Consider the following 21,589-nt stretch of genomic DNA (forward strand, 5'->3'; position numbering starts at 1 on the left):
CTTTCGATTATGCCCGATTTAAGAATCCTAAAACGACAATTTCTACATGCACTGAAACGCGGAACAGGTGAAGCATACCTGATCGTAAAAGAGCATCCGGAAATTGACTTTTCAAATCAAATTATACAAGGCGCATTAAACATTTTCGCCTATGACGGACAGTCTGAAGGCGACCGGGCAACTTATATTTTTGAGATTATTTCTATTTCAAAACAAAAAGACAAAATCCGTAAAGCCGTTTTGCAGGGCTTGGCAAAAGAACAGGATGACACCTGGAATCTGACACATTTGTTTGCCCTGGCAAAACTTTACGCGCAGCAAAATGACACCGAGGCAAAACAAGCTATTTATGACCGGTTTTTAAACAATCCGATCGCCGGCGCTGATTGGGTCGGCGCTCATGAAATACTAGAACTTGATGGACTGAACGGCTTATTTTACGTAGCCGAGAAATTTGGAAAACACATTGAACAACACCCTGACGATTGGCAAGACGATGGCATAATTCAGCATTTTCAAGCAGAAAACCAAAGCATACAGGTTGCTGAAGAACTTAAAAAGAAAGCCCAAACCAATAAGTTCATTCGCTTTTACCTTGACAACATACAGCGAACAGAAATAAATCAGAAAACGCAGCGGACAAAACCCCAAAAATACAAAGACATTCTTGATGAAGTGTTAAATAGTAAACCCTGTATTTCTTTTGCAAGAATGAGAAAGCTAACAGAAGAAGAGATAAACACCATTGCAAAGCATCTTTTGAAAGAAACGGACCAGGGAAATATTGAACGCCTTTTGGATATTTTTGACTTTCACAAATTTCCTTATGATAGCCAATTCATTTTAGACTTTGCTAAACAAAAGGGAACAGGCAAAAACAGCATAGCTGAAAATGCCCTTAATGCACTAAAACATCTAAAAAGCAAAGCCATTAGAGACTTTGCTCTGGAGAAAATACAAACAGCCAAAAATCCGATTGACTATTTGGAATTGCTGATTTCTAATTACAGAAGTGGCGACTCGAAGCTACTGACCGAAATCGCCGAAAAGGCAAAAAATGAACACGAAATTGAGCGATTGGCAGGGATATACACAGCTATTTTCAAAAAAAACAACACCAAATCCTGTAAAAATCCCCTTGAAATTCTGTATAGCAAAATGAATTGTGCGCTCCACAGAAAAGATATCATAGAAATTCTGCTGCATAACAACGTTCTCTCCGGTACTATAGAAAAAGAACTTCCCTATGACTGCAACCTAGAAACAAGGATGATAGCTCTTCAAGCTAGGGCGCTGCATCCTAGTGACCGGAATTTCTGATTAAATTCTCCAGCACCTTATTGTTCAAAGCCGTGAAATACCTAAATATTATTATCTTTTATTTTGAAAAACAGTTCATTTGGCTCAACAAGGTTATAAATCCCGATATAATCATCAAACTGCAAAAATTTAATTTCCTCGTCGCTTTACATTTTTATTCAACTCCAGACAACAAACAAAAAGCCACATCTCCCGACGTGGCCTTCACTTAAATAAACATAAACATATGAACCATCACCTAATCTAGCGGTTCCAACTAACTCTTATTTCACATTCACATTAAATGTAAACGTCGCCTGCACGGTTTTCGCTCCTTCGTACGTATACACCAGTGCCTGCTTAATGGTATATTTCTTTCCAGCTGCCAGAGCTCCCGGATATTGTCCGATCGAGAACGTTATCGTACTTGCGTTAAATTCCGAAAACAAGCCCGCACTAGCGCCCCAGTTGGTGACAGCCCCGGCAGGCGTAAACCAATGCCCGTAACCCGTGGCCGTATTGTTGGGATTTAAACTTCCATTCGGCTCCACAGCATAGAACTTAATTTTTCCACTGCTCATCAAACCCGCCAGGTCTGCCGAAGGTATGGCCAAGGCCTCCCCTAGTTGCGCTGCATTGACACTTACTTGCGTACCCGAATACCCTGTAGCATCTGCCGGGAAGCTCAGGTCATAATTCAATGCGATATCTTTCGGCTGACTGCTCACCTCATTGTATCCCGTAGCCGTTGTACCCTGAATTTTGATTTCGTAAGGCCATTGCTCATCGTTGCTATCGTCATCATCCCAGGCATGTGGCTGGTAAACAGATGGGGCACCTGTGACAACAAACCAGAGGTTGCTGCAATTGGCCGGAACAGTAAACGCGACCGAATTCTCCGTGCCCTCCGTCCTGTCACCATATACCCGCGTGCCATCTTTCAATAATGCCACATAACCATAGCGCCATCCGGCACGGCTAGCATCCACCGGGTTGAATCCAGCAGCATTTGGCAGTCCCTTAAAAGCTACCGAAACCTTGGTTCCCGCAGCCGGAACTTCCAGCGGAATCACATTGTAACCCGTAGTGCCCGGACAACGATCATAGGCAACGCGAAGACTCCCGTTGGATTGACGCGTAAATTTGGTCGTCAGCTTACCGATATAATTCTTCCCATACTCCCGGATGCTGTTCAGGTCCCAGGTCACAAAGCGGGTCGCCGCATCATAGATCTCATTGTTGAACTGCTTCACATCGATACCCGTTATACGCATATAAGCCTGCACCGGATCTTCGGGTTTTAAAGCTTCTCGCCAGATGCGGCCAATCATATCGATCCCATGTTTGCTGGTCCAATACCAATGGATGAAATAGCTGGCATAACGATATTTCTCGTGATGAATATGACGATGATAATTTTCGGTATACACGGGAAAATCGGCTCCCGAAAATGCCTGTGCGGGATAGGTTTGGTAAGCCTGCCATTGTGCGGTCTGCTCCCAAAATCCGTTACCACTCGTCCCGCCATAGCCGTAACGAAACCCATGCCCGCCTTTCAGATCGGCAAATACCTGATATTGAAAACTGTGCCCGATCTCGTGGGCAATCACGGCACCTACCGGCTTACAGGTCGCCGGATTAATCCACAGTGCCCCTATTGTATCGTCGTAACCGCCGCCATACGCCATCCATTCTGTCGTATAATGCACAAAAATCATCATTTTGTATTTATCCAGATTGGATCGGTTCACTTTGCGTTCTGCAAACTTCAGCGTACCGACGTTCAATGCGTAGAACTGTTCGGCCTTGGCCAAAAGATCATCAATATCGACGCGATATTCTTCAGGTACGGTGTTGGCATTGGGATCGTTCTTCCCATAACTTGCACCCCAGAACACAATAAAATGCTCCGACTGACGACTGCGCGAATAGGACCATTTGCTCCCTTTATCGTTATAATCCATGCCTTCAAATTCTTTAGGCTTATAAATCTTCAAAGAATCTGTCCCCACAGTTACGGGTGGCGTGGTGACCTCTTCCTCGACAGGAAGTGCTACTTCTTTTTTGCTGCATCCCTGCGAAAGGAATACAAGTGCTGAAACCAGCGTCAGCAGGACTTTATGCAATACTATACTTTTCATCATTTGAGCGTTTAATAGGTAGAGATCAACTATGTGTAATGGTCAAAAAACGGAAGCGAACGGTATAGGTACCACTTCGGTAGAATTTGATGGTCGATACGGGGTTAAGATTACGTCCCAGCGTAGTCGCCGTACCTACAATGCGGTAATAAGAAATGGGATCGCCCGACCAAAATTCTGTGCCTACATAAGTACCGTTCATGATGGGATACACCAGACCCGAAACATCTGGATAGCGATACACCAAGCCCGTATCGGTAACTTCCTCCGGATAGTAAGGCGACCAATTTTTGAATGTCGGCCGGTCTCCACGCTTGATGACCTCGCCTTTTTTAGGATTGAAGGGCTTGCCGTTTTTATCTTCCCATTGGTATACAATTTTGTTTTCTCCTTCCGCCTGATGTTCTACAACGATCTCATAGTCTGTATACGGTAGAAAATTGGATTCGGCCCCGTAGTCCGAACTCGTGCACGACTTAAATAAAATATCTTCCTTCTTAGCACCGATGACATTAAAGTCCAGTATATTCTTAAATTTTTTCTGTCCGGCGACATTGCTCACCTCCACATCGATCGTGTATTGTCCCGGGGTCACAAATTGCGTCGCCTGTGTAAAACCTACGCGACCACCGGTCGCATTGAGCATCATCGGTGGATATTTAGCTTTGCCGATCTTGGCATTCAACAGATCCAAAGTAGTATCCCGCCAGGTGATCTCCGCCAGGTAGGTGGATATCTCATGTTCTTTTGAAAATTCTGTTGAAAGCTCGCCGGTTTCCTTGTTCCTTACCGCAAGCAGATTTACGGTCAGCGGGGTTGTGCTTCCATTGGCAACAATGGCATCCGTGTACACCACTGCCCCCTGATTGACCTGCAGATTCTCCACATTATAACGTATATTTTCACTTAAATAACCTATTTGATCACTCTTGCAGGAATTCAATAGCCCGAGGGATAAACCTGCTAAGCCGATTATAAAACTTCGTTTTTTCATCTGTTTTATTTTTTCATGTGTGACAAAACCATCCGGTTGATTCAGCACAGCAAAGGAATCAACCCCGATAGGTTCATAATTTATTTGATCTTAATGTTGAATACAAAAACAGCATTCAAATCACCCTTTGTTTTCGACTTGTACACGAGGGATTGTCGTACCGTATAGGTACTACCCACCGTTGTTTGCCCTGGATATTGCAGAATATTGAAGGTCATCGTTGAGGTTGCCAGTTCAGACACAATGCGTGCATCGGCACCCCACGAACAGGTCTGCCCTTTGGCATCGAACCAGTGTCCCGGTGCATTTGCCGTACTGTTTGCATTTAAGTTACCATCAGGCTGCACGGCATAATAGGTGATGTCCTTGCCTACCAACGCGGATATTGCTCCGCTCTCTAGGCCATAAAAGCGTGCTAAACGCGGAAGCAAAACGTCTACTGTGGTGCCAGTATAACCGACTGCATCGTATTTAATGCTCAGGTCGTAAGTAAAGGTAAGCGTAGCACCAGTTTCCACAATTTTAGGCCCGGTGAGGATGCGCGGCACAAAATCGCCGATAAACGTATGTGTATTGGCCAGTACATTCAGCATAGTTCCTGAAGCTGTTTTAATACCAGTAGTCTGACAATATACCCGCATATCGGCCTGATCATCTTCTTTGACCGTAACAATACCGTCGGGACTGATCTGATCGGCCTCGCCACGCACTTTGACGTAATACAGATAATAAACGGGCTGCGAGGACCAGACCGCTTTGGGCTGCTTTTGCTTATGATAGAAAAATCCACCCACATTGGCCGCATTGCTAATCGTCGTATACGCTGTGCTGGCCGTTTCCAAATTGTAAGGGGCATCGTTGTAGATGTATGCCCTCACTGAATCTACAGGGATCTCGTTGAGAAACTGGTCAAAAGAATACTGTGCATTTTCATCCACATACTTTACCGAGTCCGCCTTCTGTTTATAATAACGGTTGACCGAATAGTCCGAAGGCGCCCAAAAGGTTTTCGCCTTGTTGATTTCGTCTTTGAGTTTAAAATGGTCAATCACCAGCAGCAGGGTATCAAACATCCCATTGGGATGAGCCGCCAGGTAGTCGTAAGTAGACAGATTGACTTCGGCTGTATGGAGGCCATCATCCGTCAGATAAGCTGCTTTCTTGCAACCGATCACGGTCAGTCCAAAAGCCAGCAGCAACGCAAATCGATATAAGGTTTTCATTTTTTTTAGGTTTAGTGGTTTACATATTGACAGTTCCCCAGTATGGTGTCTGATTCAGCATAGGATTGGCAGACAACAACGATGGATCAAATGGCCAAAAGTATTTCTTCGCATTAAATTGCGACTGGTTCATTTTGCCTTCCGGAAATTTATAGACGTTAAAGTGTTTATACAACCGCACGAGATCGTAATAGCGATGGCCTTCCAGAAAAAGCTCGCGCGCTCTTTCACTAAAGATGGCCTCAATGAGCGGTTCCTCGTTTGTGTAGGCAGGCAGTCCAGCTTGCGTCCGGATTTCATTTAAGATGGTTTCTGCGGAGCTATTTTTACCCGTTGCGGCCAATCCCTCTGCCATCAGCAGCTTAATATCGGAATAGCGAAAGATGATGATGTTATTTTTAAAAATCGCATTGGCATTTGACGCATTACTCGAAAACTTAACATTTGCATATTTCGTACACAGCGCATAGTTACCGTTATAAACCATATCAAACACACTTTTAAATCGTTTATCGTTACTGTCTTTAAAGAGCGTTTTAATGTAATCCTGACTGATTCTTAAAATCGGATCTGTTAAAGTCCGAAAATAAGGTCCGGCTAGTGAGAAGTATCCTATTCCCGAGTTTGTACCTTCGTTTTCCCCATTTTGGGAGATCTCAAAAATACCTTCATTGGATTTTCCCTGATAAATACTGCGGTAATTCAGACTGTCCCGTCCCACAAAAGAATATTCGCCGCTTTCCAATACCGATTTAGCCGCTTCGATGCAGTCGGCATATTCGCCCCGCCAAGCACTCAGGTGCGCCTGCAGGGCAAGTGCTGCTCCAGTATTTGCGCGCAGGGCAAAATCATCTTGGTCGATATTGCTCCATTTCAGTAAAGTCAACGCTTTAGTTAAATCGGCCTGGCTCTGATCCAGCACATCACTCTCTTTACTTGCAGCCAGATTTACAGCATCGATGGGCACCACAGATTCTGTTATAATCGGCACTGTTCCCCATACCCTCGCCATATAGAAATAGGCAAATGCACGCACAAAGTAAGCTTCGCCGATATAGTAATCCCTGGTTGATACATTGTCAAAGACATTTTCGTCCATCTTAGGTAGCCTCTGGATAACGCGGTTGGCCTGGTCTATGGCCTGATAGAAGACATCATAGCGCCGCAGCTGATACGCGGGCCGCCAAGTTTCCGAAGCTGCTACAGCCGTGTTGAGCTGCATATTGACAATCGGATTAAAGTCTGTATTGGTCGAAGAAGTAATCTCGTCCGTTAGCAAATCGCCATAAGCATAGTAAGCCATACCGCTGGCTTGATTGAGGGCCTTGCGCAGCAGTGCATACATGGCGTTGGTTGCGCTATTGGCATCTTCCTGCGTTTTCCAGAAGTTCTCGTCGGTTGCCGAACTGACAGGCTCAATGTCCAGAAACTTGGAGCAGCCTGAAGCGAGATACATGAAAGCACTCAGCATTAAAAACAATATTTTTCTTTTCATCTCTAAATAATTTTAAGCCACCGTTATGCGATGGGACTGACATGATTAAAAGGTAACATCCAAGCCTATTGTCCATTTCTTCGGGATCGGATATCCATTACCCGTTGAATAACCATTGGCTTCCACTGCTTCAGGGTCCGGCACAGAAGACCAGGCCTTGACAGCCACATTATCCACCACCCCATAAACGCGGAGCATTTTCAACTTAAGCTTCTTAATCATGGCCTGCGGGAATGTGTAGCTCAGCTGAATATTTTTCAGGCGTACAAAACTGGCATTTTCGACAAACGTACTGTTGGCGATGTGCCAGTTGTCTACCGTATTGCGAAACAAAGTCGGGTATTTGGTCTGATCGCCGTCTTTCATCCAAAAGTCGCTGGGCTTAAAATCGCCTGCAATAGCCGAATTGGTACCCCAGGTATTATACAAGGTAGATGAACCGGCATCCTGTAATTTATCCGACAGGTAACCGTTCCACAAGGAGCGTCCAAATACAAAACTCACGAGTGTGGATAAGCTAAAATTCTTGTAGGAGAACTGATTGATAAAACCGCCTACGAGGTCAGGATTTGGATTACCCATATCAATTTTATCGTTGTAATCGATCACATAATCCCCATTGACATCCCTTCGGCGCGGATCGCCAGCCTGATATAAATTCCCCCTAAAATGCGTGAGTCTTTTTCCTGTCAAAGGATCAACAGGTACGTCTGCATCGGTTGCATATACCCCATCCACATCCCATACTTTGAACGGAAAAATAGGCTGGCCTACATTCAGTGCACGCTGCATCCATACATCCCCCACCTGTATTTCCTTTCCACCGTCAGGCAGGCTGGTGACATAATTTTTATTGTAAGCGATATTGAAATTGGTCGTCCACTGGAATGCCGACGAAGGGGCCATATTTCGGGAGATCAAAGTCATTTCAACTCCACTGTTTCGCACACTGATAAAATTGTTGGAGACGGTGCTATATCCGGAAGTAGCTGGCATGGTCAGATTGTATACCAACTCTTTGGAGTCGCGCACATAAAAATCGGCAGTCACGGTAACCCGGTCGTGCAGCAGGTTCATATCAAATCCGGCATTAAACTGCGGCGAGCGTTCCCATTTGATTGTCGGTGATGTTGCCGCCGCCGAATAATCAGGAGATACTGTCGGTTTACCATTATACGAAAGTACCGAACCAGCGATGCCATTTTCCAGCACCGATCCTGCATAAGATGCATCAAAAGTCAGTCCTGTATAGCGTGCGTAGTACGAACCCGGGTCGCGCCCCGTAATACCATAGCTACCCCTTATTTTGAAAAAGGATATGGCATTTTTGGCTCCCTGGAAAAAAGGCTCTTCCGAAAGTACCCAGCCGGCAGATATGGACGGGAAAATACCCCAGCGGTTATCCTTGCTGTAACGCGACGAGGCATCCATCCGGTAACTTGCAGAAAGCAGGTATTTGTCCTTATAATCATAGCCAAAACGACCGAATACCGAGACGCGTGAGCGCTCGCTGATGGAAGTCGTCGCATAGAGATCAGGCCCGGAAGGGATACCGGTTACGGTTTTCACATAAGTTCCATTATCGTTATAGCCGGACATTAAACTATTATTGGAGGTATTGCGTTCGATACCGGTTCCCAAAACGGCACTAAAATTATGGGTGTTCTGAATGCTCTTTATGTAGTTAAAATAGGTTTCCCATTCCCAGCGCTTATTTTGGTTCGTCCAGTTCTGTGCAAAGTTTCTGTAGCCTGTAAGCAATACGGGACGAAAGAGATCGCGGGTATTGTTATTGACATTAAACGAGAACTGCGAGCGCAGGGTCAGGCCGTTGATCAGAAACTTTTTGAGTGTTCCGGCGAAATTTCCATTTAAGCTGAAGGAGTTATCGCGGTCCATCATGCCATCGTAGCGCCCGGTATAGATCTGCTCATCTACGTCTGTAATCTGATAGAAAGAAGAAGGAAATCCCCAAGTACTAAATGGATATTTCGTATCGTCACCCGAACCATGTTTTGCTTTCGTAAAACCTGCGAACAAGTTGGTCTCAAATTGGAAATTGTCGGTCGGATTGGCCTGTAACATCAGGCGTGGTGTGAGATTTTCATTTTCAAAGCCCATCATTACACCCTGCTCATAATAACGCTGTGCCGAGAAACGGTATAAAAATTTCTCCATGGTGGCACCGATACTCACATTGACATTGTTGATGTTGGCCGACTGCAGAAAAAGACCCTGCCAATCGGTATTGTTGTTAAAGGCCGGATTTAAACTATCTGTCAGCATGGGGCTAATGGACCCATTGTTGAACCAGTCGTACGATCCACCTTGATAGAGCAGATTCATTTTCAGCCTGCGCTCGGCGGCTCCCACGGTAATGGGCTTCATGGCCGGACGGCTGGAAACTCCGTTGTATGCCGAGATCCGTATTTCGGGTTTCCCCTGCGCCGGACGTTTGGTTTTGATGATAATGACCCCATTGGCGGCACGGGCGCCATAAATGGCCGATGCCGAAGCGTCTTTCAGGATATCAACCGATTCGATGTCGTTGGGATTAATGGCCTGCAACGGACTTGCATTACCGTAAGCCGACCGAATATCACTCACGTCGTAAATAATATTGTCGATCACGTACAAGGGCGCCTGCAGTTGGTTGTCTGCTAGACCCAGGTTGCTCGTCCCGCGGATGTTGACAATGTTATTGGTACCGGGTTCACCCGATGTGCTCAACACGGTCAGACCGGCCACGCGTCCCTGCAGCATGGCATCGAAGGTTGCATAGGGCGTATTTTCAAAATCCTTCCCTTTTACGGTAGCAATAGCTCCTGTCGTCTTCCGGCGCTGCACATCCTGATAGCCCATTACGACCACCTCATCGAGCCCCGTTCCATCTTCCTTCATCGTTATCTGAAGTGTATTTTCGCCGGCACGCAGCTGTTTCTCCTGCCGTACATAACCGACGTAACTAAAAATCAGGGTCGGATTTGCCGTTTTAAGCGGTAGGCTGAATTTTCCATCCGCATCCGTTTTGGTGGCATTGCGGATGCCTTTCTCTAAAATACTCAGATCAGACAAAGGTGTGCCTTTTTCGTCTTTAACGATCCCCGTGACCGTTCTCGGTTGTTGCGCATACAGCTGTTGACAGACCAACAGCAGCAACATAAAAATGCCCGTTAAGCATTTTTTGGAAAGATTTTCATACATAGTCATAATTTCGTTAAGCAGATGTTCAGTTTAACATACCGTCAACTACACATTTACCCCTGGGATAGAAGCGGTTCCTTTCGCAAAAAGAGCATTGCCTGCATGTTAAAAAATTGATTAGTTCTTCTTTATGTAACAAAAATAGTACTTCGGGGTAGCGGTTTTCGGTCAGATCTTACCCACTCATTCTAACATTTTAACAAAAGAAAAAGAGGCCTATTGGCGAGGTGTAGGATTGCAGCATAGGGCATAAAACAGCAATTCCGTCTAACCATAGCAGAAATATTTTTCCTGTTAATGATTAGACGGAATTGAATCAGCGCCGAAATCGCACAGGAAATTGAGCGACCTTCTGCCAGATGGGATCAAATAGCCTAAAGTGATTAAAAAGTCCGTTAATCGTATAGGTAATTCCGGTAATTGCGAACGTATATCTTAGGAGATACCCCTAGGATATTTCGGAAAACACGGTTAAAATTAGTGATGCTATTAAAGCCAGCATCATAGGCTATTAAAGAAATCGAATCGTGCCTGCCCAACCCCAATAATTTACAGGCTTCGCGGATACGCAATTCATTCAGGTAGGCGATGAATGTCTTTCCCGTACAGTTTTTAAAATAGCGGCAGAAGGCATGTGGCGTCAGATTTGCTTTTTCAGCGATTTCATCTAAACTGATATCCTCTTTAAAATGCTCTTCCAAAAATTTACATAGCTTTTCAATACGGAAAGGTTTGGTTATCTCTCTTTTGGGCAATTGTATACCAGAAAGAGGCTCCAGTTCAGTAAATACTTTACTGAGTGATTTTAACAGATAAAAGAAATTGACGAGCTGATCCAGAAAGTCGGACTTTTGCAGTATTTCAATATAATAGCATACCTGTCCCCGATGTTTCGGCGGAACCTTAAATCCCCGCTGGCATTTATGCACAAAATCAAGCAGGTTTCGAAGTTCGGGCATGGTAGCCATGGTAGACAGTGCTCCTTTCGCGCTAAAAAATAAGGAGACAGACCGCACACTTTCACCTGCAATGAAACTTTTAAACACATGGGCCTGGTTTGTCCCCAATAGAAAAATGTCTCCGGTTTGAAATTCATGCACATTATCGTCAAGGAGGAGCTGGCCGATACCTTCTTTAATCCATATTAATTGATATTCCTCATGACGATGCATATGCGGATAAAACTTATCCAGCACGTCTTCTTGAATATAGATCGATTTATCCTGAGGAGCAGGAACTTTGAACTGAACTGGCTTCATAACAATTTAGATTTAAATAAATGTCAATATGACACTAAATATACTATGGCCAATTTAGTATTACAACGCTTAACTAAAAGAGGTTAAAATAAGGTGATATTAGGTTATAATTTGCACATACGTAAATTAAAACCTCATAGATATTATTTTTTTACGTCATTATGAACTTCGTAAACCAAAAATTCCCAACATCAGTTTTAAAATTTCCATCCCGAACGGGTATAAAAAATATACAAAACACATAATTTATACCCGATGTAGTATAATTCAAAAATATTCACTAAATTTATATCAGAAAGGGTATAATTATGGATTCACTACGAATGTTTGTAAAAAAGAAACGGAAAGAATTGAAGCTAACACAGGAAGACTTAGCTGATAATGCTGGAGTTGGCTTACGGTTTGTGCGTGATCTTGAGCAAGGAAAAAAAACGTTACGTTTAGACAAAGTAAACGACATATTGGCGTTATTCGGTAAAGAGGTTGGTGTAATTGATCAAATTAGAGAGTGATGGCGCGCGAAGCAAAAATATACTTTCATGATGACTTGGCAGAATATCTCATTGAGACTGATCATGGTTATTCATTTAGTTATGACGAGAACTATCTAAAAAAAACTGATCTTAAGGAAGCCACTGCTATCTGTTAGCCAGCCCCCAACTCTTCAGCTAGCGATTGTAAGCCTTGATTAGCTTCTTCAAATCGTTTGAGTTCGACCGCATAAGATTCAGTAACCGTTTCGAGCAAAGCACTTCCCGCAGTAAAGTCAACATAGGCCATTACCGTATCACCACCCCACATCCAGTCAAAAATCAGGGCATAACCCTCCAAAACATAGCCCTCCAGTTGTTTTAAGAGAGCCAGCATCGGCAATATTTCAAGATAGTTTTCACTGAAGTTCAATACGGCAAATGTCCAGTGTTGCTTTTCCTCATCATAATACTCCTTCGCACCGTAAAATCTATCCTTAAGCAGATTATCGAAGACTTCACGAATGCGGGCCTGTGAATAACTTGGAATAATTTCCAACGTTGTTTTGCTGTACATCTGCCGGCTCTCCCACCACTGCGACCAATTATCGTCTTTGTTCGGGGAAATCGGTTTAAAAGAAAAAAACTCGTTCAATCTCGATTTTTCTATTCGAATACTAATATAAAGGCTATCCAATTCCATACAATTGTTCTAAGATATTCTTAACTTTTTTAAACGTTACCAGCTCGACAGTTTGATCTTACCATCGCTATCAAAATCCGTATTATCGGTCACTCTTTTGAGGTTCAGCTGCTTTAATGACAAGCCTTCCTGCAGAGGCACCCCTGTAGACTTTATCCGAAATAAGGGATAAGATAATGGCTTTTCGCCCCATTCGAGCACAAAATGATAACCATCTACAATCTTTTGCTGGTCATCCGTCTTGATGATCAAGATATTGTGAAAGGTTTGCTCCGGCTTGGCAGGATCACTATCGGGCAAAATACCCCTTGCTTTATAGGTGGCGACAAATTTATAATAATGGTATTTGCCATTTATGGGATTGAATACCAATTCACGGCTGTTGTTTTCCTTGATCAATGCCGAAAAAGACTGCTCGAAATCATCCAGCATTTTATAATTAAAATCGGTATTGATCTTATTGGCGACTAGTATATAGGTCTTTTCATCTTTACCGGCACTATTTACCTTCGCTTGGTTTTGTGCAGCGGCCGAATAGCAAGTAAACCAACTTAACAATAGGACTATTAAATATCTCATCCTACTAATTTATTAAAATTCAAAGAATAATACCTTAGTTGGCCAACAATCATTTCATTTTTCGATTTCTAGCTGACAAGCGGAGAACTTTTACACTACTCCAATAAATTTTCCAATAGCTTATTATGTATTGGTCAATTGGGAGACATTATCCGCGCAAATGCCCAATCATCCTGTAACCAAATTGCAGCTTTATTGCAGCTTTTAGAGTCTGGAGCGAACTATTAACTTATATTTATTAAGTTTGTAGCATAACGCATATTATTTCCGTTTGCAATAGTATAGTATCAAAATAAATTATGAAAAGACCTATTTTAACGAAATGCGCAGTTTTATTGATTTTCCTGTAATACTTCTTACTGACCTATTCTATTTTATTATGCTGAACATATTTGAAAAAGTAAATAAAGGGCAATGGTTGCTCTTTATCCTACCATTCTTTCTATTTGCGTGCGAAAAAGATGAGCGCGATGGCACAACCTGTGCGCAGAATTGTATTGTACTATCGGGCGTTGTAGTGGATACTCCTGCGAACAAATTATTATCTGATGCAGAAATTGGGATTTCTTTCCAATATTACAGTTTGTTCCTTAAACCATCTATAAGTTTGGGGAAAACAAAGACAGATGGTAAAGGGAAATATAGTTTTCGATTTGATGCCAGCAAATACCTATCCGAACATGGCTTTTTTATAGTTAGCGTCAAAAAGAATGGTTATTATCTTAATGCATATCATCCAGATTCGTATCAAAGCGTAGCTTCCTATGACTTGGACGAGCTCAAGTATGACATGCCAACTGATGAACGAATAATGCTGTTTAAAAGGGGCGAAATGGAGTTGCATGTAAAAAATGTCAAAAAACTCGATTTGAAGATGCTTTCGGTTAGCTATGGTCCAGAGAAATCCAATACGGGTTTTTCTATTGCTCCTGTTCCTCGTGATTTGGATACCATCGTTAGGGTAACCATTCCTGCCGATATGGAATCTGTATTAAAATGGCAAGGCTATAATGGACCGAACCCCTTACAATTCGACAAGGCCGCCACTGTTAATTCAGAAAAAGGAAGCTTTACACGCTATCAGTTAGATTTCTAGTGAGAACTAGCGCCAATTAAAAGAGAAAACAATTATAAAATCTATAACCCGATATTCATATGCTCAAAAAATTACTTTCCGGGATATCTTTTTCCCTATTAACTTTATCAGGAACCTCACTTTACGCGCAGCAAAACAATAGTGGCAGTTATGAGATCGAACTTTCTTTTACTCCTCTAGCAGAGAGTACTATTGGACCGCGGAGGAGCCTTATGGGAGCCGGTAGCGACGCCAGTAAAAATTATATAGCTGGATTGCTCCGCGTAGGGTATCACTATAATGAAATATGGTCTTTTGGTGTTGGTCTGGGTTATTCTCACCAGAACATTACGACAACATCGGCAATAGTCGATCCATCGGTGGAGCGGATGCAATATTCCTCGGAACTTTCTATTTGGGAATTCCCTTTAGACGCCAGGGTAAAATTTTTAAAATACCTTTATGCAAATGCGGGACCTATGTTACATATCCAGCAAAACTCAAATAGTCATGTAGACAAGCAGAATGGTATAGGTTTCCATATTGGACTGGGGGCAAAAATTCCATTATCCCAACAGTTTGCTGTTACACTGTCCCCACACTATAAGACGTACTCGCTCATCCCTTTCCAATCGGGGAGAAATTACGATCGCGTGCAGGTTTTGGGAATTGCGGTTGGATTAAATTATAGGTTTGCCAAGGATTAATATAAATCACAGACTAAACAGCCTCTTTTTCCATTTTCTCTACTGAAGAAAATTTATATCTTTATAAACAGGAAAACCTAAAATTATACTATTATTTACCGCAGGTTGCATTTAAATGATCATGAATAAACTACTATTTACTATCCTATTTGTTTTGGTTTCTACTCTCGGCTTTTCACAGACCTTGACTAAAGCAGACTTTCTTGAAGACCTCGATTTTTTAAAAAGAACATTGCCCGCCAAACATACCAACCTATTTGCTAAAACCACAAAAGCTACCTTTGAGAAGCTCGTCGATGACATTGCCAGCAAAGCGGATTCGTTGAATTATGAGACCTTCACCGTAGCGCTCTTCAAACTTATGGTAAGTATAAAAGATGAGCATACATTTGTTGAAGCAAAATTCAATCGGATACTTCCCATTCAGCTGGATATGTTTAATGATGAAGTCTACATAACAGCTATAGATCCAGCTTTTGCATCGTTATTGGGAACCAAATTAGTCGCAATCAATAAGCACAGCTTCAAACAGATTAATGCTTTGTTTAAGGAGGCTATCCTAAGTGAAAACCGCTCGTATTTCAATGATCACCTGCTCCGTTTCATCAACAATCCGGCTTTTTTAAAAGGCCTTGGCATCATCGATTCGGACAAAGAAGCAGCATTCACATTTGTTGACCGGAACAATAAAATCAGTAAGATAAAATTGACGTCATCGGAAGGCAATGACCTAAAAAAATTAAACCTAACAGCAGGTGCAGTCAATCTACTTTCAAAAAAGAAAAAAGGAAACTATTGGTACGATTATGACGCTGCTCACAAAATTCTTTATTTTAATTATACGACATGCCGGGAAGATCCGGCCCACCCTTTCGATCAATTCAATCAGGAGTTGTTCACGTTGATCAATGCCGAACATCCCAATAAAATTGTGCTGGATCTAAGGTATAACAACGGCGGGAATTCCGGTATTTTAACACCATTTATTGATCAAATCAAAAACAGCTACCTGAATAGAAAAGACAGTTTTTTTGTATTGATAGGCAAGAATACCTTCTCCTCGGCTGTGATGAATGCCGTTGAACTGAAGAAAAATTCCAATGCAACCTTTATTGGTGAAGAAACCAGTGGTTCAATCAATCATTACGGAGAAGTTAGAGGATTCAGTTTACCAAAATCAGACATCGTGATTGCCTACTCGACGAAATACTGGGAAGTATGGAAAGGGAAAAAAGGACCGCTAAAACCGGATATCGATATTAAGTATACGATCGAGAATTATATGAAAGGAAAAGACGAGGCGTTAATGAGCATTTGGCCCCAACGACCGCAGCCTAAAGGAAAGCCAATAAGCAGCGCACTAATACTGCAATAAAATAATCTACCTTCCTGACAGGTTAATCTTTCCATCGTTATTAAAATCGGTATTGATCTTATTGGCCACCAATACATAGGTCTTTTCATCTTTACCGGCACTATTTCCCTTCGCTTGGTTTTGTGCAGCGGCCGAATAGCAAGTAAACCAGCTTCACAATAGGACTATTAAATATCTCATCCTACTAATTTATTAAAATTCAAAGAATATAACCTTAGCTGGCCAGCAAACATTTTATTTTTCGATTTCTAACTGAAACAAGCGGAGAACTATTACACTACTCCAATAGATAGTTCCAATCGCTTATCACGGACGAAATGTCCCAAGTTAAGGCCGTTTTCTTGTAACGCTCAAAATTGTCCTTTTTCCATTTGGTGATATGGTACCCTTCACAGAGCCTACAATAATAAGCTCTGCAGCAAGCCGGTTTTCCCATCCGGTGTTTGATGCGTTTACCATTGGTGACATTTTTTACGCGAGAGCGTAATTTAAACCGGAACATTGCATACTGTGCCTCGATCCGGGACGGAAATGCCACCTTTCCTGTGGCCCGGCATTTCCAAGTGTTGCTTTTCATGCTTTCCATAATCAATCTATTAAAGGTTATTATTTAGTATATTCTCTTTTTCAATAGGTACCTGCAGCATGACCCAGTCTTTTATCCTACGGGAAATGGTCGACGAAATCACAAAACTGTCGATATCTCCAAACGGTACGTGCAAAATGATCCGAAGCCGCCCGCCCTTCATTTGATAGCAGGCCTTGATCATGTCCAATGGAATCGCGTGATGCCGGTCTATTTTCTGCACAAAGCCGTGGGTATCGCGCACAATTTCGTTCAGGCTACGCTGCTCGCAGCCTTTGCTATCTTCCATATCTTCTTTTAGGTATAGCTTAACGATAGGCGTATTATTGGTCTTCTCAAATAGAAATATCCCCAGCTCCGTGTACATTATCTTTTTAGTAAGGTATTTGTTGTTGATCACAAACTCCTCCTGCGCCGGATTTATCGATTTGAGCAGCGTCAGATCAATTTCCTCCACAGCATCCGTTTCCTTAATGATCTCATCGACCGATGCCGGATCGATAGTATCATATAAATCAAAAGATTGTGCGTCAATCTGCGCATCCGCGTTGACTGCTACCTTTTTCTGCCTTTCTAAAGTACGTTCCAAGCGGATCAGATACCGTTCCCTTTTCCGATAAATACTCCAATAAAAAAAGGTGATATAAATCATGTTAAAAAGCAGGATACAGACAAAGATCACCAATAAAGGCAGCCATATCCATTCGCTTTTAGGTGCTGCAACAGGTTTGAGAATACCAAATAGGGCTACGGTTGGTAGTAGTACACAGAAAAAGAATTGTGTGCCCAGCCGATCGCCCATGTGCAGCAGCCAGCTCTTCTTTTTATCCAACAGCTTGATAACAGCTCGTATATAAAAGAGTGTCAATGCAGCGATAAATACATTAAATAGATAACTTACAATCAGTGGTCTGTTATCAAACCAGCCTGATAGCGCTGTGACTGCTCCGATATACCAACAGATGCCGCCAAAAAGAAACGAAGCGATCCACACCCAGATGAAATCTGGATAATGTACGTGCATCTCCGTATCTTTAGCATACTTGACCTGTTGGTTACTTTCCATAATGTACTGTTAATTTCAAAGATTAACCTTGAACTGATCGATAGATAAATGCAGGCGAGGCTAATCCTTCCCAAAAATCTCCTATTAAAAAAATTTCTGTATACTAAATTTAGCCATTATTTCTTTTAAACAGTACCATCAGATAGGTAAACCACCCTTTTGTGTCCTTCCAAATACACATAAAAACACCTTTTTAGCTTATAAACACCTTCTTTATTGTATAAAATGTATGCCTCGTTACAGAAAAAAGGAGTTCGATGCAGAAAACATACGCTTATTGAAATAAAGATATTATTCATATCAAATAGCATGCGTTATAGGTAATTTTAACTTGACATCAAATCATTGATTTAACAGCCCTGCGTATGAGACCTCCCATGCAACTTTTCAGACAGATCAGCCGCAATCACATCCTGATTTTTATCGCGATCGTGGTAACTATATATGGATCCTTTTTAGCGTCGGCATTTTACCTAAAGGTATATAGTATCGGTGTCCTCGTCCTGCTGATCCCTTTTTTGGAAATCCGCAGCCACCATGTGGTGCTCCAGCTTTTTGCTCTATTTTTTATCTGCATTCAGATCTGCAGCATAGCGGTGTATGACCGCTTACCCTATGAACTGCTGCTCAGCTCGCAGCCGCTGAAGCCAGCATTTAAACATGCCTTCCCTATCGCCCTCGCCAGCTGTGCGATAGCCCATTTAATTTTCTTGAAACGTGCCAACCTGATTACGCTGTACGCCATTCAATTTCCACTGATGCTCCTGGCCTGTACTTGGTATATCCGGATGAACCTTATTATGAATAATTGCCGCCATGTGGATAGCCCCAAAGCTGTCTATATCCAGGCCGAAGTCATCCAGAAATGCCCAGTTTGCTGCGATATACACGAATTATTGGTATCATTTACGTATGAAGATGAGAAATACCAATTTCCGGTCGAGGTACATCCAAAGACTTTTGAGCAAGCCAAAGAGGGCGGCAAGCTGAACATGACGCTGCATCCGGGTGTGTATGGCTGGCCATGGTATCACAAAGAAATGAAAAGGAGGTACAAATGATCACAAGTTTATATCCCCTGATGCTTTTAATAGAGACCTTTGCCCATATCAGTCCTTCCAGCCGCACCAAACAACTGGAAGCAATCGCTTCTGCCTGTACCGAACATTTGAACGATGCCCTGGCTATCCATCGGCAATATACCCATGCCGACCAGGCGATCCGTGGTGTACAGCTCTACCATACGCAGTTGCTTCGTCTACATGAAGTCTTATATACCTATTGCGACCAGTCCATTCCGGAGGAACTTGACGCGCTCCGTCGTCTGGAGGAACTACTGGAAAGTGTAGAATTTTTATTTAAGAAAGATATCAATCCCCTGACACCGCTACCGCAGCATCATGAAAAACGCATCCGGAACTATATAGATCTTCAATTCGAGAACACATTAGACAGATTAAGGAATAAACAGATTCCTCAAGCTTATCTGGATGAAGTGCATTCCGCCATTGAAAGCCTTTTCCAGCGGGGCAAAATACCCTACCTGCAATATCATCATCAGCAATACCTTGTTCAGCTGATTGATGCACTCAGACAACTGGCCCAGGACGAGCGTCAGCATAAAAACTGGCCATCTCGCTTTTTGATCTTGATGATCAACTTTAATTTTAACCATATCGGCTTTTTAAATCGCTGGAAGGAATTCTACGAAGCTGACCCGGCCGCTACCGACAATCTATTGCGGTATCCGCAGCATTTCTCTGCCATCCCGGACTTTGCCTATGATCCCAACCGCAGCACGCTGCTCATGCTGATGTGCCAGTATATTGAAACGGAATCGGCAGATGATAAGTCATCCAGTGCTGTTCCCTATCGGTTTATCCATAGCAATCTGAATGGCAAGGAGCTCAAACTCTGGCTACATTTATGTGTGAAGGCCAAAGTCATGCGATCGTCCGAGAAAAAGGAAGTTGCCGAGGAATTCTCAAAACTCGTGAAAACCAAGGAAGGCATACTGCTTTCGACACACAGCCTCACAAAGATGGACAGAGGCAGCGAATTTCCCGCTGCTGTCCACCTACGCAAAGTACTGAAAACCATGTTGAATGAACTACACGAAAAGTTCCCCGAATTAAATGGATAAAAATCCATCCAAATTTTAAAAAGCAGGGGTCTTCCCTCGTTACCCCTGCGCTAACAGGATTGACCGGGATTTAAATCCTGTTTAAAATCATTTCTGTGGGCTATTTTGCTGCACCGTGCCCATAGCGACCATTTCGTTGCCAATTCCCCTACCCCTTACATACAACTATTTAAAACCGTATTTGTAGGCTCAATATGCCCAATTTACTGCCCCTGCGGTCGGCTGTTATCCGATCTATCTTTGTTTTGAAGCGTACGAAAGGTAGAAGTTGACGCTGAAGCAGGCCGCTGTACCCGAGCAGGGCGCACAGGTATGGCGCCCTGTTTTTGAAAAAAACAGCGGAGAAAAATAATAAGTACCGCTGTACAAATAATTAAAGCTATGGAAGCGAACAAAACCAATACAACGATTTACAAAGTCCTCCGGGCGGCCATGATCCTCTTTTGGGTTTATGTAGGTATTGAAAAACTCTGGCAGCTCAGTGCATTTCATATTGCACTACAGCAACAACCGGTCATTAGCATCCTTGCTCCCCTGCTCTTCTGGCTGCTTCCCCTGGTAGAGATTAGCATCGGAGCTTTGCTTGGGTTGCCTGCACGCCGTTTACAGCATTGGGGCTGGATAACATCGACTATCATGATCACTTTGTTTTCGATTTATATTGCCCTTGGCGTCCTTGATGTGTATGACAAGAAACCGTGTATGTGTACCAGCTTTCTCAGTCATATCTCCTGGACAACGCATCTGATCTTTAATCTCCTTATTCTTGGTCTATCGCTAGTAGGCCAAATACTCAATCGTAAGGTTTTGCTTCACGGCCGAAACAACTTAAGCAACAAGACTTCTATCGGCCTCTTTCTCACGATTATTCTAGCAACAGGAATTGTAAACTATAAAAACGCAGCATTTAAACCAATACATGAAATCTGGTTTATACCAGACAGCATGGACCATACTCCAGTATATGACAGCGTCAGTAGGCCTATAGTAGGCAGGCTGGCATACAGATACGATCGGTACACAGAACCGTACCGACAACAATTATTTACCAAAAGTTTGCAGACCAACAACTTTACTCATCAATTATTGGCTTGCAATACAGAAAGGAGGGTAGCAATATGCTAACCAAATTTTTAAACAATTATGGCTACATGATATTAGGCGGAGCCATGATTATCGGATTCTCAGCATTTAAAGGTGCTGAAGCTTATGCAGGAAAAAAATTAGATCCTGTGACTATTTACTTCCATGGTAATCCTCAAGATGAGGA

The 21,589-nt window shown here is 42.8% G+C and carries 18 protein-coding genes; 8 read left to right on the forward strand and 10 right to left on the reverse strand.

Annotated features, from left to right (window positions below; all coding sequences use genetic code 11):
* The first annotated feature begins 9 nt into the window (after positions 1-9).
* Complete coding sequence (locus BGP15_RS16785) at positions 10-1,320, forward strand: hypothetical protein (protein WP_286770209.1); 1,311 nt, start codon at positions 10-12, stop codon at positions 1,318-1,320.
* Positions 1,321-1,583: 263 nt separating this feature from the next.
* Here BGP15_RS16785 and BGP15_RS16790 read toward each other — a convergent pair whose 3' ends face one another.
* From BGP15_RS16790 to BGP15_RS16815, 6 genes are all read right to left on the reverse strand, one after another.
* Positions 1,584-3,443 (reverse strand): DUF4859 domain-containing protein, encoded by a 1,860-nt coding sequence (locus BGP15_RS16790; protein WP_286770210.1) that lies wholly within the window; start codon positions 3,441-3,443, stop codon positions 1,584-1,586.
* Between the two features lie 22 nt (positions 3,444-3,465).
* On the reverse strand, positions 3,466-4,434 hold the full coding sequence (locus BGP15_RS16795; protein WP_286770211.1) for a hypothetical protein: 969 nt from the start codon (positions 4,432-4,434) through the stop codon (positions 3,466-3,468).
* A gap of 80 nt (positions 4,435-4,514) precedes the next feature.
* Entirely contained in the window at positions 4,515-5,657 is a 1,143-nt protein-coding gene (locus tag BGP15_RS16800; protein WP_286770212.1) for a DUF4859 domain-containing protein, read from the reverse strand.
* Positions 5,658-5,676: 19 nt separating this feature from the next.
* On the reverse strand, positions 5,677-7,152 hold the full coding sequence (locus BGP15_RS16805) for a RagB/SusD family nutrient uptake outer membrane protein (RefSeq protein WP_286770213.1): 1,476 nt from the start codon (positions 7,150-7,152) through the stop codon (positions 5,677-5,679).
* 45 nt (positions 7,153-7,197) lie between these two features.
* Positions 7,198-10,362, reverse strand: coding sequence for a SusC/RagA family TonB-linked outer membrane protein (locus tag BGP15_RS16810; protein WP_115047489.1), 3,165 nt, complete (start codon positions 10,360-10,362; stop codon positions 7,198-7,200).
* Positions 10,363-10,751: 389 nt separating this feature from the next.
* Positions 10,752-11,615: a helix-turn-helix domain-containing protein gene (locus BGP15_RS16815; RefSeq protein WP_115047487.1), complete on the reverse strand. Its 864-nt coding sequence runs from the start codon at positions 11,613-11,615 to the stop codon at positions 10,752-10,754.
* Between the two features lie 308 nt (positions 11,616-11,923).
* Here BGP15_RS16815 and BGP15_RS16820 point away from each other — a divergent pair, with 308 nt between their 5' ends.
* Entirely contained in the window at positions 11,924-12,127 is a 204-nt protein-coding gene (locus BGP15_RS16820; protein WP_088160598.1) for a helix-turn-helix transcriptional regulator, read from the forward strand.
* A gap of 133 nt (positions 12,128-12,260) precedes the next feature.
* On the opposite strand, the gene BGP15_RS16825 is transcribed toward BGP15_RS16820, so the two are convergent.
* Together BGP15_RS16825 and BGP15_RS16830 are read right to left on the reverse strand one after the other, a co-directional pair.
* Positions 12,261-12,788: a hypothetical protein gene (locus tag BGP15_RS16825; protein WP_115047485.1), complete on the reverse strand. Its 528-nt coding sequence runs from the start codon at positions 12,786-12,788 to the stop codon at positions 12,261-12,263.
* A 36-nt stretch (positions 12,789-12,824) separates the two neighbouring features.
* Complete coding sequence (locus BGP15_RS16830) at positions 12,825-13,367, reverse strand: hypothetical protein (RefSeq protein WP_115047483.1); 543 nt, start codon at positions 13,365-13,367, stop codon at positions 12,825-12,827.
* A gap of 379 nt (positions 13,368-13,746) precedes the next feature.
* On the opposite strand from BGP15_RS16830, the gene BGP15_RS16835 reads away from it, so the two are divergent.
* The 3 genes from BGP15_RS16835 (at position 13,747) to BGP15_RS16845 (ending at position 16,524) form a co-directional block, all read left to right on the forward strand.
* A complete protein-coding gene (locus tag BGP15_RS16835; RefSeq protein WP_147282009.1) occupies positions 13,747-14,463 on the forward strand; it encodes a hypothetical protein in 717 nt (238 codons plus the stop codon).
* 59 nt (positions 14,464-14,522) lie between these two features.
* Positions 14,523-15,149, forward strand: coding sequence for an outer membrane beta-barrel protein (locus tag BGP15_RS16840; protein ID WP_115047480.1), 627 nt, complete (start codon positions 14,523-14,525; stop codon positions 15,147-15,149).
* 121 nt (positions 15,150-15,270) lie between these two features.
* The gene (locus BGP15_RS16845) at positions 15,271-16,524 is read left to right on the forward strand and encodes a S41 family peptidase (protein ID WP_147282008.1); all 1,254 of its coding nucleotides are present in this window, start codon (positions 15,271-15,273) and stop codon (positions 16,522-16,524) included.
* Between the two features lie 277 nt (positions 16,525-16,801).
* Here the strand turns inward: BGP15_RS16845 and BGP15_RS16850 are convergent, their stop codons facing one another.
* The gene (locus BGP15_RS16850; protein ID WP_286770214.1) at positions 16,802-17,101 is read right to left on the reverse strand and encodes a hypothetical protein; all 300 of its coding nucleotides are present in this window, start codon (positions 17,099-17,101) and stop codon (positions 16,802-16,804) included.
* A 19-nt stretch (positions 17,102-17,120) separates the two neighbouring features.
* A complete protein-coding gene (locus BGP15_RS16855) occupies positions 17,121-18,176 on the reverse strand; it encodes a hypothetical protein (RefSeq protein ID WP_115047475.1) in 1,056 nt (351 codons plus the stop codon).
* A gap of 365 nt (positions 18,177-18,541) precedes the next feature.
* On the opposite strand from BGP15_RS16855, the gene BGP15_RS16860 reads away from it, so the two are divergent.
* From BGP15_RS16860 to BGP15_RS16870, 3 genes are all read left to right on the forward strand, one after another.
* Positions 18,542-19,237: a hypothetical protein gene (locus BGP15_RS16860; RefSeq protein ID WP_147282007.1), complete on the forward strand. Its 696-nt coding sequence runs from the start codon at positions 18,542-18,544 to the stop codon at positions 19,235-19,237.
* Positions 19,234-20,319, forward strand: a complete 1,086-nt coding sequence (locus tag BGP15_RS16865) for a hypothetical protein (protein WP_147282006.1) — start codon at positions 19,234-19,236, stop codon at positions 20,317-20,319. Before BGP15_RS16860 ends, BGP15_RS16865 begins: the two co-directional genes overlap by 4 nt.
* A 381-nt stretch (positions 20,320-20,700) precedes the next feature.
* The gene (locus BGP15_RS16870) at positions 20,701-21,444 is read left to right on the forward strand and encodes a MauE/DoxX family redox-associated membrane protein (RefSeq protein ID WP_115047469.1); all 744 of its coding nucleotides are present in this window, start codon (positions 20,701-20,703) and stop codon (positions 21,442-21,444) included.
* Positions 21,445-21,589: the final 145 nt, after the last annotated feature.

The sequence above is a fragment of the Sphingobacterium sp. 40-24 genome, assembly GCF_001899705.1.
Taxonomy (GTDB): domain Bacteria; phylum Bacteroidota; class Bacteroidia; order Sphingobacteriales; family Sphingobacteriaceae; genus Sphingobacterium; species Sphingobacterium multivorum.